This window comes from Epilithonimonas sp., from assembly GCF_032055105.1.
Lineage (GTDB): Bacteria > Bacteroidota > Bacteroidia > Flavobacteriales > Weeksellaceae > Epilithonimonas.
Map to the genome: position 1 here is coordinate 119,608 of NZ_DAMBRK010000003.1, position 16,634 is coordinate 136,241.

Below are 16,634 nucleotides of genomic sequence, written 5' to 3' on the forward strand. Positions count from 1 at the left end.
ATGTTTAATTAAATTGAGTTATGGTTGAAGTCTTACCCGTCTGGTAAATATGCTCAAACATTAGTGTAATTTATTTTTCTGGTCTATTGTACACTACGCAAAAGCTGGTTTAGTCTGATTGACGACGTCACTGTAAAATCGTCTAACATCCAAATCCCTACCCTTGAGAGCAAAGAAAATATTTTGTAATTCGTGTATATAACGGATCGGTTCAGCACCCGCTAATACTTGATTACCCCAACGCACGATATAAGAGTTGTTTCTTGATGCTAAAACAGAAAAATCGTAAATATCGTCGAAATAATGACCTAAATGCTCTTGGATAAAACCTAATTTATTAAAGCACTTGTCGCATAATTCTACCGGCTGATACTGATCTCCACCCTGTATAATGTTTTGCATAATGTCAATGTTGACCTCTGTTATATTTCCGTCGATATCGGAAATCATATTACCTATTCTTAGTTCTTTAGCATTCATAGATATTAACTTAACAAAATGTATGCCTCATCTCAGTATTTTGAAACGATTCGGTAGCGTACCCCAAGTTAATGATAGTGATATGGTGTGGCTTTTGGTTAACAACCATCATAATTTGATAATATGGCAATTATTTCTACACTATTTAAAAAAATGTTATGTCGCCCAGTGGTTCTCTTGATTCTGGGTTTTCCACTACACTATTTTGGACAATCTGTACAGCATTATTCATTATTTAAACCTGTTCCTAAAGAACAAATGCGAGATATGGAGACAGACAGACCGGACGTAACGGAATCCCCATACACCATCGACGCAGGTCATTTTCAGTATGAAACTGATATGGTTAGACTGATAAAGGATCAATCTGAATTGAAAAAAAGTTCCACACTGCTCATTAACCAAATCAATGTAAAATTGGGACTGATGAAAAACAGAGCCTTACAGGTTGGATTTCAGACATATGGCAGACAAAAAGAGACAAACTTAAAAGGTGAATCTTCTTTAGAAGAAGGTTTCGGAGACATAACCATTCGCGTTAAGCAAAACCTAGTTGGAAACGATCACGGTAATTTTATAATGGCACTTTTACCTTATCTTAAATTACCAAGCTCCAAATTTGAAGACAGCCGTATTGAAGCGGGTCTTATAGTGCCGATGCTTTATAAACTTCCTGGAGATTGGAAGCTGGGATTCCAAGTGGAATTGGATCACTTAAAAGATAAAGACTTTAATGCGATGCACACGGAACTGCTCCAGACTTTAACACTTAGCCATTCATTGGTTCAAAAGTTAGAAGCGATCGCCGAAACCTACTACACTTATGATTTTAAGGCACATCAGCTAAGCAATTACATTAATGCAGCTCTACAGTTTGAAGTGGTTAAAAATCTTAAATTGGATGCCGGCATTAATTATGGTCTGCAGCACGGTACAGAGAAGCATTACTTTCTAGTGCATCCTATCGCCACTAATTTTTGGCGTTAATAAATGTAATATCATGATGAAATGATGAGGGAAATATTTAGCCTGTGATTATTACACATTTATTTATGACTCAAATCATACTGAATTAAAAAGATTTATCAGTCAATATTTTTTAAAAAGATTCATCATTATTCATTTATTTTGTACGAATTTTCAATGAGTAAGAATTATATCCGCAACATTATTTATGAAATTTACATTAGAAATTACCAAACCTGAGATAGGATCCAAACTGGGATTTAAAACGATATACTTCAATGCTTTTAAAATCAATATCATTGAAAGATACAGCAATAGCACTCCTTCTAAATTTTATCATATCGTTGTTAAATTAAGAACAATTAATGATGAAATTATCAACACGAAAACAGGCTCAGGAAGATTGATGATTAAGGAATCAGACTTTCTACCATACAGTCACCTGGCAAAAGCACTTACATCTTATGACTATCGAAATCATAACGTTGATCGAAATAAGATTGAAGATGATTTTATTAATTTCGTGCTAAGCAGAATGGCAGTTCATTATCAACTTTAAATAACACTTTTAATATGCTGTTAATTTGATTATTAACATTATTAAAATAAACATATTCTTTAAGAGTAATTCTTTATACGAAAGAGATCGTAAGTGCATTATATTAATCTCCAAAAACCCTTTATCATGAGTGATGGTTATGCACTGACTGTCCAGACCTGCTCTTATTGGACTTATGGATGCCTGTTATTTCGGGCGAACAAATTCTTAAATCCTTACGATCTGACCCTTCTTTGAAAAATTTACCTGTGGTGATGTTTGGATGGCGCCTCAATCGCAGAACAAGCTGATGCAAATGCTTTTCTCCCTAAGCCATTTGATATGGAAAAACTTAGTTTTATCGTAAATCAAGTTCTGGGATGATTTCCAATCAGAATCGTTTTAATCTATTTTTATTTTTTTCCAGAAAGAGAGTTTTAAGAATAATGACTCTAGATGAGAAGCTGATTTTTCTTCTTAATAAAAGGCCATCTAAAAAATTATTAGGATAAGTGAACACATAAAAGCTTAACGATATCTGATGATTCATAGAAGCAACCCTTTAATTTTCAGATTTTAATTGTTTATCAATTGTAACCTGAAAAATATAACATTTCAGTGAAACTGTTTAAATTGTAAAAATAATATTAAAATTTTAGCATTCATAATATCATAAAGATACAGACAAAAATTACGCTAAATTGTGAAAATATTATAAAAAAACAATTTAAACTTCTCTTTAAAATGAATCATGCAGAGCGGATACGATGCTTAATAATTCTATGTTTTACATTTTCTTTAAACGCACAGATTAGACCAGGTACTATTTATGGTGATTATAATGGATACTGGATTTCAAGAGATAATTCTAGTGCTTATACCGTATCCCAGGATACTAATAATCTGATTGGCTTTACGATAGGCACGACTACTTATGCGACGGGTGTGAATAATGCAGCATTAACTTCTCACGGAGTTACTTACGTCAATGAAAACTACCGAGCATTCCCCACTACTATTAATACCACAAGTACAGCAACTAATTTCTTTATCGGGATACCCAGATACGTTAATGGGGTAATGCAGAACCAAACATGTACACCCAGCTTAAGCTGCAATATTTCTTTAGGATATTATTTAAGAGATGGTGTTAACGGATTGGATCTGAGTACTGCTGTATTCAATATACCTAAATAGGAATTAAGTTTTTATGTTAACGTCCTGGCTGATATTAATCCCAATTGTATTACCGATGATATACCTGATATTATTGTAACACAGGTAGGGGCGCCAAGCAGCAGTTTTGATATTTTTAAGTTTACAGATATGAGCGGCAATACGATTGGCGTACAGAAGGATGTAAACTTTTCCTCAAGCCTAGCAACACCATCAGGTACGGCACTATGGAGTTTCTATTATGTAGGCAATTGCCCTCACGACTATAATTCGGGAGGTACATTTTCCGGGACTACGAGAGATATCAGAGTACTGACCTTCAAGCTGAGTGATTTTGGGATTACAAAGGATAATTATACCAGCGCTGTTAAGTTTGTACAGGTACTTTCTGGGGACAGTGATGTAGCTTTTTCTGCTTATTCTACTAATTCATTATCCTTGTACTGTCTTGAAAATGCTGTTACAACAGGAACTTCATCAGATACTAAAACCGGCATTACTTCTTTAGGCCGGGCAGGAAGTATGGTTTTACCGGTCGTTAATTCTTATCAGAGTATCGTTAATCCGGCGCCTGGAATGATGGTATTAGTGAATAACTCCGGCATTAAAACATTAGCGGTTTATAACGGACATCAGTGGAGCTTTTGGTATTATTAAATTTTTACTTTATGTTATTTCTATTGAAAAAGTATAATGCTATGTTTTAATCTAAGAGTCCAAAATGCTTTAAAGCAGATTGTATCCCATCCTGATCAACATCGAAAGTCACATAGTCTGCAGATTCTTTAACATTGTCATTGGCATTGCCCATAGCGATGCCAATCTTTACGTATTTCAGCATTGAAATATCATTTCCGCCATCGCCAAAAGCCATTGTTTCGGAAACATTGATTTTAAAATGTTCACAAAAAAGCTCTACTCCTCTCTTCTTACTGATGCCGGCTGGATTGACATCTGCAAATAACGGTGTCCATCTGGAAGATAGAGAATTGGGCATGATATTCTGCATAAAAGAAATCTCATCTTCTGGCTCAATGAATACATTGACCTGCAAAACATTATGAATATCTGAATTTGCTTCTTCATACAGAGGAGGAACCGGTATATTGACATGATTATAGAGTTCTTTAACTTTAGGACTCGCATGACTTATTTGTACTTTATCTTCATACATTAGTGAAAAACTGACACCTGAACTTGCTGAATAAGTTATTAAACTTTGAATATCTTCGTGATGAAGAGCTTGCTTAAACATTAGATGGCCATCTACGGTCATACAATAGCCCCCATTGAATGTCATAAATCCATCAAATTGAATGTCTTTAACGTGCGATAAATCGTTGATAGAACGACCTGTCGCCACAATGACTTTAATTCCTTGCTGACGAAGGCTATTGATCGCTTTCTTTGTAGATTCAGGAATCGTCTTGTTTTTTAAACTGAATAAGGTGCCGTCGATATCAAAAAAAACAGCTTTTATAGTTGGTGTTTGTAAAGAGTTCATATAGGATGCTAAAGCATTATTTTTATAAACTTACAAAGAAATATTTAAGATATATGGCTGCACTATTAATTTAATGATAAGTTTAATACTGAGTTTCATTTTGTGACATAGTGTTGTAAATTTTAATAAAGGAATGTGATTTGTACATTATGATTTTATGAAGCAAGTGAAACCCTCCAACGTCGATTTTAATTCTGAAGATTATAATTGGAAGCCAGATATTGATTACAGGAAGAACCCTGAACTATATAAAGTTGGAAAAGGTGAACAAGGCGTATTGATTTGTGAACCTTATAAGTCAGAAATCGGACCCTTTTGGAGATTTAAAAATGAAACTGCTTCTCTCGAGAGTTCATCTAAAATCTTTTCAATGTTTTTAGAGTATTTGAACAGAAACGAGTTTGTTGGTGCTGATCTCTCAAGAAAGTATTTGCAAATGGGATTTACAAGAGCAAGAAGATATTTTAATTATAAAGGTGGGCGAAAATATAATGCTGAAAAAAATTACGATCTTTTGAAAAAAGGAACAGGTGATCCTGAAAAAGCTAAATCGGCCGCCATCTTTTATGATAAATGGAAGGAAGCAGAGGATAATAAACAGTACGCTGAACTAAAGAAGGATTGGAAAACCAGATTTGGATAAATCAAAACATAATACAATGCTCCTAATTTAGATAATGTAAAAAGATTAATTCTTCGGAAGTTTCAAATCTTCCATTGAAGACTCACCAGTTTCTGTCTCTGATTTTTGTATGACACTGATCTCACCATTCAGTTCTATCACAACCGCCAATACATCATCCATTTTCTCGTGTCCTGCATGCCTGACAACAGCATAAATTTCGTCAACGGTAATAGCTTCCGCTTTCATATGATTTTTAAGATAATGTCCCTTGTAAAATAATAGACGAGGTGAGGAATTGATCAGATGCTCCATCTTATCGGATGTACTGGCTAATTTTGCAAAAAAATATTGCATTCCAATGATGAGTAGTAAAACTAAAACACCTTCTGCTAAAGTTACCATGGCCAACATCATATAAGCTAAAGTTGAACCTAGCGCTACAGTCACCACAAAATCAAAAGCATTAAACTTAGCCAATGTCCTTTTCCCAGAGATTCTTATGAAAAGGAAAAGGATAATAAATGAAACTACTGTTGTCAACGCGACTTGCCCAAGTTTTTCCCAATTTTCAAATAATAAATCTTTCATGAATTTCAATTTTAAACTTAGTTAGGTTATACTCTAATACTCCTGGTCCATTTTGAACAGACATTAAAAATCCGGCAGTAAATTAATAGCACCGGATTAACTATGAAATTGTCGAAATTAAATTTAAAGGCCATAGGAGCCTTAATTCAAAAGTATTACATTATATGGTCTTTCTTTTATGATCTCAATCATATAGTTAAATTACTTTAGTATTTTAATTATAATGCAAGCTACATTTTAAAATAAAGTGTGGCTTAAATTATTCTATAGCATGCTCTTCCTTTTCGGTTTTATTGTTGACATAAGCTTCAATCTGCTCAATAGGAATAAGGTTTAAGATATCCTCTACCTTAATAATTTTATATTTATTAAGAATGCTCTCCACTGCTTTAGCTGCATCTTGCTGTGTGGTGAGCTGATTGAGAAGGCCATAAACATTTACCATTTTTTTGTGTTTATTTTCTTCATCTCCTCCAAACCACGAACCATTGAAATGATGGCTCACATAATTTTTAGGCAGATCTTGTGAAAAATAAACTGATGGATATAGTGTTACGTGATGCCTTAATCTTTGGATTGTATCACTGTAGCGGTCGGCTCCATAATCTTTTTCAAGCATCTCTGAAAAAATATCGGTGTTAATTCTTTCTTCAAAACCTTTCTGTTTATTATAATACGCTACAAAATCTTTGGAAAGCTGATGGTTTGGTTCGGCCATCCAAAATGCAGAATATGGAACCCCTTTGACTTCATAACCACAAACTGCTTTTTCTGTTAAGAATTCATCTAGCGGAAGTTTTAGTTCCATATCAGTATCCATATAAATACCACCGTAATCCAGCATCACTTTAGATCGCACATAATCTGACACAAACGCCCATTTTTTTTGTGCGAATGCTTCTTTCACATAATTGTTATCTTCTAAAGGAGCATTGGTCTCATTCCATTCTATAATCTCAAAATCTGGATGTATCTTTCTCCACGTGGCGATACAGTGTTCCGCTAATTGGTCTTTTGGTTGTCCTCCAAACCAGCAGTAATGGATTTTTTTTGGTATCATATCTTAATATTTAGGTAAGCTATGCAAACATTAAACCTTTTTATTATATCAATCAACAACATTTAAATGGTATTATAATCTATTGATTACTTTTTTAATTTTATGCTAACAATAAGGATTGAGTAATAAGAAGGTACGATATTCGATAATATCTTGACCAACGATAAAATAATCTTATGCAGCCAAACTCTGATCATCGATACCAGCCTAAATCTTTTGTAGAGATTACAGCACCAGAATGGGTGAAAAACGCAACACTTTATGAGCTTAACATCAGACAGTTTTCGGAAGAAGGTACATTTGCAGCGGTTGAAAGAGAATTACCAAGGCTAAAGCAATTGGGAATCGATATTATATGGCTGATGCCTATCCACCCCATTGGTAAAATCCACCGCAAAGGAAATCTCGGTAGTTATTACTCCGTCAGAAATTATCTTGAAATTAATCCAGAATTTGGAACTGAGCAGGATTTTAGAAGGCTGATTAAAGCCATTCATAATGAGGGAATGTTTGTGATTTTGGACTGGGTCGCTAATCATACCAGCTGGGATAATAATCTCGTCATTGAACACCCGGAATGGTATATGATGTCAAGAAAAAACACTTTTCAGTCCACTCGATGGCGTGATTATGACGATATTATTGAGTTGGATTACAGCCATCCACAGCTTCGGGAATATATGACGGAGGCTCTTAAATATTGGGTGAAAGAATATGATATTGATGGTTTCCGATGTGATATTGCGAGCTTTGTACCGATTGATTTTTGGGAGAATGCAAGAGCTGAATTGGATGTCCTAAAACCTGTGTTTATGCTGGCAGAAGCAGAAGATAAAGATCTGCACCGCAGGGCATTTGATGCTACTTATAACTGGACTCTTTGGAATATACTCCATCAGATTGCTGTTAATCACTACAGCGTCAAAACGCTGACAGAAGCATATTTAGCAGAGCACGTATCTATATTCCCTAAGAAAGGCATCCGAATGAATTTCATCGATAATCACGATAAAAATTCTTGGGAAGGTACGCCGTCGAGTAATTTTGGTGAGGCTTTGAAAGCGGTAACTGTTTTCACTTTTCTGATGGATGGTATGCCTTTGGTCTACAGTGGACAGGAAGCTGGCCTAGATCATTCATTAGCATTTTTTGAAAAAGATCCTATACCTTGGAAGCCTCATGACAATGAAAAGTTGTATTCTACCTTATTTTCTCTAAAACATAGAAATCAAGCCTTATGGAACGGGCATTACGGTGGTGAAATGGTCAGGATAATGAATGATAAGATGGATCAGGTGATTTCTTTCGTTCGTGAGAAAAATGGTGATAAAGTTTTAGCTTTCATCAACCTTAGCAATGCTACAGTGGTGGCACAGTTCGATACTTCTTTTGATAAAGGACACTATACGAACTTGTTTTCTGATGCGGAAATCCAGGTAGATGAAACACTCATTATAGAAATGACAGCTTGGGATTATGTTATACTCCATCAAACCGCAGTGAAATAATTTTAAAAAACTAAGTGTTTGACTTCTGTGTTATCAGAATATTGGTGGTGGTCTGATCTTTGGTTAACCTCAGTCAATATTAATATAAAAAATCAATTTATGCCTTACATTACAAAAGATCTTGACAAAAATTACAGTATCTACTATGAAGACCTTGGAGAAGGACAACCTGTTATCTTAATCCATGGATGGCCCTTAAGTGGTAAATCCTGGGAGCTTCAGGTACAAGCATTACTGAATGCGGGATACCGTGTTATCACATATGATAGAAAAGGATTTGGAAAATCATTTGTTTCAGACCATGGCTATGATTATACTACCCTTGCTGAAGATTTAAATGAAGTTATTGAACAGCTGGAGCTCAAAAATGTAGCATTAGTTGGATTTTCAATGGGTGGTGGTGAAGTGGTCAGATATCTGACTAATTATGGTTCTAAGAATATTTCAAAAATTGCTTTGGTAGCATCAATTATTCCGCTGGTAAAGAAAAAAGAAGATAACCCCGATGGAGTGCCTCAGGAAAAACTGGATGAAATCTTGGATAATCTACGTAAGGATCGTTTGGTATTTCTTGAAGGATTTCACGCAGATTTCTATAATTATGGTCTTATCTCAAGAACCGTGAGTCAGAAACAACTCGATTTTGATTGGAGCATTTCGTCACAGTCTTCACCCATAGCGACAATTAAAGCTGCTGAAAGCTGGGCAAATACGGATTTTAGATTGGAGTTGAATTCTATAACTATACCTACTTTGATTGTTCACGGAGATGAGGATAAAATCGTACCGATTGCTACAGCTGCTGATCAGGCTGCAAAAATGATTGGACACAGTCAATATCATGTTATTGCAGGAGCGCCTCACGGTCTCAATGTTACCCACGCAGATGAGTTGAATAAAATTCTGATAGAATTTTTATAGACCTCGATGGAAATATTGTTTGACTAGTCCTAAAATAGGTTTACAAGTTTTTAATTAAAATATTAATCCGGAAGATTTTGATTTTCCGGATTTTTTGTGGATTGTTTCCGGAGTTTTCATCTTCAGACTAAGATGTGGTCTTTTGTTGTTGTAAATATAAATACTTTCTTTCACCATTTGTTTTAAATCCTGAATGTTTTTGCATTTGTAAATTAAAAATTCCTGCTTCAATATTCCATTTATTCTTTCTGCTAAAGCATTTTGATAACAGTCATAGCCATCTGTCATTGAGGGTATTATTTTGTTTTCAACAAGTACTTTCTGATACACTTCGGAACAATATTGCAATCCTCTGTCTGAGTGATGAATAAGCGGAAGATGAGTCGTCCTGTTTCTCACGGCCATTTTCAGAGCTTTCACTACATTTTCAGCATTCATATTTTCACTCAGCTCGTAACCCATAATTTTTCTGCTGTAAGCATCCGTTACCAAAGATAAATAACAGACATACGTCTTGGTTTTCACATAAGTGATATCACTTACAAATACCTGTTCTTTTCTTTTGAGACAAGTCGTTTTCAAAAGATTGGGGTGTTTTCTGAGCCAATGCTTTGAAAAAGTGGTCCTTGTATATCTTTTCTTAGGATAAATAAGAAGGTTTTCTCTTCGCAAATAATTGAACAGCGCATCTCTGCCTATTTTTATGTTTTCCAGCCTGAATTTATTTTTAAGCAAATAATAAAGTTTTCTTGTTCCTATTCTGGGCTGTTCAAAACGAATCTCCTCAACGAATTGTTTAACTTTCCCCAATTCTTTTTCCCGAACACATAATCTTTGGCGCTGCTGGTAAATGGCTTGTCTGCTTATCCCAAACAATCTGCAGATTTTTGATAAACTCAATCCTTTTTCTTGGAGTTCTCTGACTGTTTGGGCGTAAACTTTTTTCGGATCTGCGTGCCGTATTGCTTGTCGGAGATATCAATCATCATATTGAGAACTTTGGTCTTCAGTTTCTCATCAGCTAATTCTTTCTCTAGTCTTTTAATCTTTTCGGCGGGTGTTTCTTTGGATTGTAACATGGTATGAATGGTGGGTTTGCTCCAATCTAAATTACCATATTTTCTAAGCCAAACCAAAACGGTGCTTCTACCTTGGATACCGTAATGTTTTTGCGCCTGTTTGTAAGTGAATTCGCCCTTTTCTACACGACTAACAATACCTAATTTAAAAGCCATTGTGTAATCTTGTTGTGTTCGCTTTTCTACTGTATTTTCTCGATTTTCCATAATAAGTCTGTTTTGTGTAAACTTATTTTAGGACGGGACAGTTTAACAAAAAAAAGCAGTATCATTCAGATACTGCTTCTTTTGTTTACATATACATTTATATAAGATCTTTAATGCTTATAGTTACTTTTTACAGTGTCCATAGCTTCCTGAAGCTTGCCACCGAGCATCAGTTGAGCCATTAATTTTGTCATCCCAAGTAATTGTTCAAATTCAATTTTTGGAGATAATGCTAAGGCATTAGGATTGGTAAATATATTTAAAAGATAAGGTCCTTTGTAATCGAGACAGTCTTTGATGGCTTGTTCTACTTCTTCAGGCTTATGAACATTTTTCCCCGGATATCCCATGGCATGGGCAATCATTGCAAAATCCGGATTGACCATATCGGTTTCATTATCCGGCATACCACCCACTTCCATCTCAAGCTTTACCATTCCCAAACTCCTATTGTTAAACACTATTGATTTGACAGGAAGCTTGTACTGAAAATAGTAGCCATATCACCCAGCAGCATTGATAAACCGCCGTCACCGCACATAGCGATTACCTGCTGATCCGGATGTGAGAGCGCTGCGCCTATCGCCATAGGCATTGCATTAGCCATAGAACCGTGGTTAAACGATCCCAACATTTTTCTTTGCCCCGTGCCTGTAATATATCGCGCACCCCAGACACAGCACATTCCTGTGTCTACAGTGAATATGGCATCCTGAGTCGCAAGCTTATCTAAAGTATGGGCAACAAATTCAGGTTGTATGGCATTTTCTCCTCCTGCATCTTTCACGTAGGTAAGCTGCTGCTCCTTGACTTTATCATAGAACTCAAGTTGCTGATTAAGAAAATGACGGTCTTCTTTTTCATTGAGTAACGGCAGCAATGCTTTGACGGTTTCTTTGATATCCCCTGTTAATCCCAGTTCCAACTTTGCTCTTCTTCCCAAACGTTCCGCTGAGGAATCAATCTGTATAATCTTATTTTTGACAGGCATAAAAGCCTGATACGGGAAATCTGTTCCCAAAAGTATTAAAACCTCAGCTTCGTGCATAGCGTGGTAAGCAGATGGAAGTCCGAGAAGCCCTGTCAATCCCACTTCGTTAGGATTGTTAGGCTGAATAGCCATCTTTCCCCTGAAAGAATAACCAACCGGTGCTTTGAGGAATTGAGCCAGTTCAACTACTTCTTTATTAGCTTTTTCTGCACCTATACCACAGTAGATGGTTACTTTTTGATGTTGATTGACGATATCTGCTAATTGTTGAAGTTCATTATCAGAAGGTCTGATTATGGGATTGGTTCTGAAAATCGTTTTTGAGGTATTGGTTTCTTCAGCAGTTAATTCAGAAATGTCGCCCGGAAGACCAATGACTGCCACGCCTTTCTTAGAAATCGCATACTGAATAGCTGTCTGTAAAGTTCTTTCTACCTGCTCAGGTCTGGTAATCATCTGATTATAATAACTGCAGTCGTCAAATAATTTAATGGTATTGGTTTCCTGAAAATAATCCATTCCCATTTCGTTGCTCGGTATGGTGGATGCAATAACCAACATTGGAACATGAGAACGATGCGCTTCATACACACCGTTAATAAGATGGACATGACCAGGCCCACAACTGCCTGCACAAACTGCAAAACCGTCTAGCTCAGCTTCAGCAGCTGCTGCATAGGCTCCCACTTCTTCATGTCTGACGTGAATCCATTCAATACTGCTCTTCTTGACAGCTATATTCAGATGATTGAGACTGTCGCCTGTTACAGCATATATTCTTTTTACGTTGGCACTCTCCAGCAGCTCAACGATTTGTTCTGCTACATTTTTTGACATAATAATTTTTATTTGTTATCTAAATTGATGTTATTTCTAATTATGGGAATAAACAAAGAAATCCACCTGCGAAGGTGGATAAAACGATTGCGGGCAATCAATTAAGCGTAGGTTATTTCTTTTGAAAAATGTTCATGTTTTAATTCACATCTTAAACATGTTAAAACATATTCTGCAAAATATTTCTGTGCATCCCAGGCTTTCGTCAATGGATGTAAATCAATCTTATCACTATGACATTCTTATAAAAAATACTATAATAGGCGAAAATTTGATTATCAAATTCTTCTTTTGAAGAAAAACATCCTGTTATTGCAATGGACCAATCTGAACTAAATTGTTTGGCAACCTCTATGGATAGAAATTCTGCACCGGTTCTGCTTTCAAGTATCTGCCTGAATTCATCTGCAAATTCAGCCAATTTATTTGAGGATGGTTAAAAATTGTTAAGCACCCGTTATAAATATTCTGAGCAACCGGAATTTGAGAAAATGCTAGTTGTAAGGTACCGGATGTTTCATGCTCAGAAATAGATATGGTTTCTCCTTTGCGAAGTAAATAATGGCTGATACGCTCTAGCAAAATAGTTCAAAAATTCATAGATATATAATTGCAGTTTGATAGGTCTAGACAACCAAACCTTCTGCCAGAAAATTTTAACCATCCTTTTTGTGATAAAAAAATGCAAACACTTTTTTCTTAATAAAGCCGTTCAACTTGTGACTTATACAGCAATAAATAGCCATTTTATAATTTTTTCTCCTCTACAGCTGCCCTGATATTAAAGGCAGTTCAATCCAGAATATACTACCCCTATCAATTTCACTTTCTACCCAAATACGGCCGTTATGCTGATCTATAATTTGTTTACATAAGTACAAACCTAAACCCAAACCGCCAGCTTTAGACTGATTAACCTGATAAAATCTTGAGAATATGTCATCGAAGTGATCAGCTTTTATGCCCATTCCGTAATCCTGCACACTGACAGTAAGATGGTCCATCCCAACTTTCAAAGTAACATTAGCTTGCTTCTGTACTCCTGAATACCTAATGGCATTAGTTAAAAGATTAGTGATAACCTGTTCTATTTTATAATGGTCACCTATAATGACCGTTGAATGGGTGTCACAATCAAATGTGATGTTGAAATGTTCATGGGCTTGACCTACTGTTTCTACGGTATCCTGGATCAATTTACAGATATCGAATCTTTCGTTTCGAAGAATTAGTTTTCCCGCTTCAATTTTTGAAACGTCTAATAAATCTGATATCAAATGATTAATTTTCTTAGACTGCGCTAATGCTTTCTGCAAAAATCCCTGAACCTTTTCATCTTCTATATGCCTTAGCAATATCTGGAGATAGGCATCCATACTGGTCAGAGGAGTTCTAAGTTCGTGGCTGGCTAAGGCTATGAATTCATCTTTGCGTAGATTCAGTTCTTTTAATCTTTCTAAAAGTTCAGCTTTTTCCTGCTGTGCAATATGACGGTCACTGATATCGCGTGCAATTTTTGATGCACCGATTATTCGGCCTTCTTTATCAACAACTGGTGATACAGTTACTGAAATTGGGAAAGGCTGGCCATCCTTTTTTTTACGGATGGTTTCAAAGTGATCCACTTTTTTGCCGGACTTGATTTGCCCTATAATATAATCTTCCTCATTTAATCTATCTTCTGGAATAATAAGAGATATATGCTCGCCTACAGCTTCAGTTTGCAAATAACCAAACATTTGTTCTGCTGCTGGATTCCAACTGGTTATGATACCATCAAGCGTTTTGCTAACAATGGCGTCATCACTAGACATGATAATCGCATTCAATAAGGCTTGATTATTTTCGAGATGGTTAAACATATCCATTTTGGTCATTGTATTTTTTATTGTTGAAAAATTATTTATTGAAAATTTATTCCCAGTAACACATCAATCTCATTTTTAAAGGTATGAATGAAGTCAGATGAAAGTTCTTAAAATTCCTCCAAATTTAAGATTGCAAAAATGACCATTTTTTTCGATATCATTTTATGATTTATGTAGAATTTATTTAAAATAAATAACTTCTTAATTTCAGCAATGACTACAACTTAAATTACACTTCATATTCAAACAATCAATCAATATTCTTAGATTGCCATTGTATTAACCCCAAATTCCATAATGGTATGGAATGTATTTTGAATGTCAGTTTTAAATTAATCGAATGCAAAAAATATATTCGCGGTCAATAGCATTAATTGGAGGTGGTCCTGCTTCATTAATGCTGCTTAAACATATTGCTGATGGTAATCTTCAGCCGTCAATTGTAATGATATTTGAAAAAAATGACAGATTGGGCGTAGGAATGCCTTATGGAACACGTGGCTCTAACAAAGAACATGTGGCTAATGTTTCAGCTACTGAGCTTCCAAAATTTGATGTCAGTTTCAAAGACTATATCAATAACCACCCGACAAAAGAATTTCCGGATTTTTTTTCTGATGGTCAATTCAATGAAGATAAGGTTATACCAAGGTTATTTTGCTTGGAAATTACTTAGAACATCTTTTTAAGTATTATATTACAACTCTAATAAAAAGGGGTATCAAGGTAAAATCTAACATTAATACTGAAGTAACCGATATTAAAGTAACCGATCAATTATCCTATCAGATTATAACGGATACAGATGACTATCACAATGCTGATATAGTGATTCTCTGTACAGGACACCATTGGCCTAAAACTTATGAAGACCAGGTTAGCGACTGGTATGATTCACCCTATCCTCCATCTAAATTTAATTCGCCTTTTAATGGATCTGTTGCAATCCGAGGCAGTTCATTGACAGCCGTCGATGTGGTGAAAACTTTGGCCAGAATTAACGGCTCTTTTTTAGCTGAGGAAGATGGTCAGTTGTCTTATCAGCTCAATCCCCAATCTTTACAATTTAAGATGACCCTATTTTCTACAGGTGGATTTTTGCCTGCACTCCGTTTTCATTCGGACGGCGAAGCTTATTCCAGTTCTTGGGTAATGTCATTGAAAGATATTTACGAATATAAAAATAATAATAACGGATTTGTTGATTTAGATTACGTATTTGACCTAAATTTTAAACAAGCATTAAAATTAAAAGATCCGGGCTTTTATGATAAGATCAAAGATCTCAGTTTGGAAGCATTTGTTGAAGAAATGATGTCATTAAGACAAGATCTTGACAGTTTTGAGCTATTTAAAGCGGAATATAGAGAAGCGGAAAAATCTATCCGGAGACGTCAGTCTGTCAGTTGGAAAGAAGCATTAGCGGCATTCAGCTATGCAATGAACTACCCCGCTAAACACTTTTCTGCTGAAGATATGATACGGCTTAGAAAAAGTATGCTGCCGCTGATTTCTGTTATCATTGCTTCATTACCACAATCCTCTTATCGGGAAATGATGGCTCTCTATGAAAAGGGTGTACTCGATTTAGTACAGGTTGATAAAGAAAGCTTCGTAATTCCAAATGGAAAAGAAGGAGCCATCTATAATTATACTTCAGTGGATAATCAACGCATTGAGGGTAAATATCCCCTATATATTGACGCTGTTGGGCAACAAGCTTTTAATTGGGGTGATTTACCTTTTGAAGGTCTTAAACAAAAAAATATGCTAAGCCCTGCTTATCTGGATTTCAAAGATAATCAGAATGCATTAGAATTATTAAATGAAACAGAAAATCAGGTTTATCAAGGCTATAACGATAACTACTATCTTAGACTGCCTGGTTTAAAGATTAACGATTATTTTCAGGCGCTTAATGCATACGGGCAGATTATCAATAATCTTTACATCATGGCTGTTCCGTTTATTGGAGGTCTTAATCCTGACTATTCTGGTCTTGATTTTTGTGATACAGCGGCGGAACGTATCATCCATTCAATTTCAGAATATTTTGATCCGGGATATCAGTCACCTTCAAATGAGAAGGCAAGCTAGTTATCCTATATTCTACACCTTTTTAAAGCTGGCAGAATCTATGTTATTTTAAAGTGTGTTTCATTACTGTCATTATAGATTTTCAGTATTGAAATACCTTTATTACTTTGATAACATTTTTGTTATATTTTAATCTAATTTTTTCGAAGGGAAACTGTCTTAGTTTCCATTTTTTGGTTCTATGGTCTC

Annotated in this window: 14 protein-coding genes and 1 pseudogene; 8 read left to right on the plus strand and 7 right to left on the minus strand. The window is 35.4% G+C overall.

Features of this window, described 5'->3' with window-relative positions; translation table 11 throughout:
• Positions 1-93 precede the first annotated feature (93 nt).
• Positions 94-480, minus strand: a complete 387-nt coding sequence (locus tag RTY06_RS03345; protein ID WP_089770783.1) for a hypothetical protein — start codon at positions 478-480, stop codon at positions 94-96.
• 123 nt (positions 481-603) lie between these two features.
• On the opposite strand from RTY06_RS03345, the gene RTY06_RS03350 reads away from it, so the two are divergent.
• From RTY06_RS03350 to RTY06_RS03360, 3 genes are all read left to right on the plus strand, one after another.
• Entirely contained in the window at positions 604-1,467 is an 864-nt protein-coding gene (locus tag RTY06_RS03350; RefSeq protein WP_312822810.1) for a transporter, read from the plus strand.
• A 187-nt stretch (positions 1,468-1,654) separates the two neighbouring features.
• The gene (locus tag RTY06_RS03355; protein WP_312822812.1) at positions 1,655-2,005 is read left to right on the plus strand and encodes a prevent-host-death protein; all 351 of its coding nucleotides are present in this window, start codon (positions 1,655-1,657) and stop codon (positions 2,003-2,005) included.
• Positions 2,006-3,310: 1,305 nt separating this feature from the next.
• Complete coding sequence (locus RTY06_RS03360; RefSeq protein ID WP_312822814.1) at positions 3,311-3,817, plus strand: hypothetical protein; 507 nt, start codon at positions 3,311-3,313, stop codon at positions 3,815-3,817.
• A 46-nt stretch (positions 3,818-3,863) separates the two neighbouring features.
• Here the strand turns inward: RTY06_RS03360 and RTY06_RS03365 are convergent, their stop codons facing one another.
• Entirely contained in the window at positions 3,864-4,664 is an 801-nt protein-coding gene (locus RTY06_RS03365; protein WP_312822816.1) for a Cof-type HAD-IIB family hydrolase, read from the minus strand.
• Between the two features lie 157 nt (positions 4,665-4,821).
• On the opposite strand from RTY06_RS03365, the gene RTY06_RS03370 reads away from it, so the two are divergent.
• Positions 4,822-5,307, plus strand: a complete 486-nt coding sequence (locus tag RTY06_RS03370; protein WP_312822817.1) for a DUF4385 domain-containing protein — start codon at positions 4,822-4,824, stop codon at positions 5,305-5,307.
• 45 nt (positions 5,308-5,352) lie between these two features.
• On the opposite strand, the gene RTY06_RS03375 is transcribed toward RTY06_RS03370, so the two are convergent.
• Entirely contained in the window at positions 5,353-5,877 is a 525-nt protein-coding gene (locus RTY06_RS03375) for a DUF421 domain-containing protein (protein WP_312822818.1), read from the minus strand.
• Positions 5,878-6,136: 259 nt separating this feature from the next.
• Positions 6,137-6,937 (minus strand): glycosyltransferase family 32 protein, encoded by an 801-nt coding sequence (locus tag RTY06_RS03380; protein WP_312822819.1) that lies wholly within the window; start codon positions 6,935-6,937, stop codon positions 6,137-6,139.
• A 176-nt stretch (positions 6,938-7,113) separates the two neighbouring features.
• On the opposite strand from RTY06_RS03380, the gene RTY06_RS03385 reads away from it, so the two are divergent.
• Both RTY06_RS03385 and RTY06_RS03390 read left to right on the plus strand, forming a co-directional pair.
• Positions 7,114-8,445: an alpha-amylase family glycosyl hydrolase gene (locus RTY06_RS03385; RefSeq protein ID WP_312822820.1), complete on the plus strand. Its 1,332-nt coding sequence runs from the start codon at positions 7,114-7,116 to the stop codon at positions 8,443-8,445.
• Positions 8,446-8,544: 99 nt separating this feature from the next.
• Positions 8,545-9,366 (plus strand): alpha/beta hydrolase, encoded by an 822-nt coding sequence (locus RTY06_RS03390; protein ID WP_312822821.1) that lies wholly within the window; start codon positions 8,545-8,547, stop codon positions 9,364-9,366.
• A 54-nt stretch (positions 9,367-9,420) separates the two neighbouring features.
• Here RTY06_RS03390 and RTY06_RS03395 read toward each other — a convergent pair.
• The 3 genes and pseudogenes from RTY06_RS03395 to RTY06_RS03405 form a co-directional block, all read right to left on the minus strand.
• A protein-coding gene (locus RTY06_RS03395; RefSeq protein ID WP_409450822.1) for an IS3 family transposase occupies positions 9,421-10,652 on the minus strand; the annotation gives its coding sequence in 2 pieces (ribosomal slippage) (positions 9,421-10,313 and positions 10,313-10,652; 1,233 coding nt in all).
• A 110-nt stretch (positions 10,653-10,762) separates the two neighbouring features.
• Positions 10,763-12,480, minus strand: a pseudogene (locus RTY06_RS03400) (thiamine pyrophosphate-dependent enzyme).
• 764 nt (positions 12,481-13,244) lie between these two features.
• Positions 13,245-14,357, minus strand: a complete 1,113-nt coding sequence (locus RTY06_RS03405) for an ATP-binding protein (RefSeq protein WP_312822823.1) — start codon at positions 14,355-14,357, stop codon at positions 13,245-13,247.
• Positions 14,358-14,688: 331 nt separating this feature from the next.
• On the opposite strand from RTY06_RS03405, the gene RTY06_RS03410 reads away from it, so the two are divergent.
• On the plus strand, positions 14,689-15,024 hold the full coding sequence (locus RTY06_RS03410; RefSeq protein WP_312822824.1) for an FAD/NAD(P)-binding protein: 336 nt from the start codon (positions 14,689-14,691) through the stop codon (positions 15,022-15,024).
• Positions 15,006-16,445, plus strand: coding sequence for an FAD/NAD(P)-binding protein (locus tag RTY06_RS03415; RefSeq protein ID WP_312822825.1), 1,440 nt, complete (start codon positions 15,006-15,008; stop codon positions 16,443-16,445). The genes RTY06_RS03410 and RTY06_RS03415 overlap by 19 nt, the downstream gene beginning before the upstream one ends.
• Positions 16,446-16,634 lie beyond the last annotated feature (189 nt).